Source organism: Streptomyces lucensis JCM 4490 (assembly GCF_014650035.1).
GTDB classification, from domain to species: domain Bacteria; phylum Actinomycetota; class Actinomycetes; order Streptomycetales; family Streptomycetaceae; genus Streptomyces; species Streptomyces lucensis.
In genome coordinates this window covers 1-503 of sequence record NZ_BMUE01000065.1, presented here as the reverse complement: position 1 = coordinate 503, position 503 = coordinate 1, and the positions used below count along the sequence as shown (strand labels likewise).

The 503-nt window shown below is 67.6% G+C and carries 1 protein-coding gene; it reads right to left on the bottom strand.

Annotation, left to right across the window (positions count from 1 at the left end; translation table 11 throughout):
* A partial coding sequence (locus IE177_RS34665) for an AMP-binding enzyme (protein ID WP_190019460.1) occupies window positions 1–503 on the bottom strand: 503 nt, incomplete at both ends.

The following is a 503-nucleotide window of genomic DNA, read 5'->3' as shown; positions in this document are numbered from 1 at the left end:
TGGGTTGGGGGAGGGCTTTGGTGTCGAGTTTTCCGTTGGGGGTGAGGGGGAGTTCGTCGATGAGGGTGTAGCTGGTGGGGATCATGAAGTGGGGGAGGGTGTGGCTGAGTTCGTGGCGTAGTTGTGTGGGGTCGGGGTGGGTGCCGGGGGTGGGGACGAGGTAGGCGGTGAGGGTGGCGGTGTGGGGGTGTGGGAGGACGACGGCTTGGGTGATGTCGGGTCGGGTGCGCAGGTGTGCTTCGATTTCGCCGGGTTCGATGCGGTAGCCGCGGATTTTGATCTGTCGGTCGGTGCGTCCGGCGTAGACGAGTTCTCCGTTGGTGGTCCAGCGGGCGAGGTCGCCGGTGCGGTACATGCGGGTGCCGGGTTGGCCGTGGGGGTCGGCGATGAAGCGTTGTGCGGTCAGGGCGGGGCGGTTGAGGTAGCCGTGGGCGAGGCCGGTGCCGGCGAGGTAGAGCTCTCCGGTGACGCCGGTGGGCACGGGTTGCAGGTGTTCGTCGAGG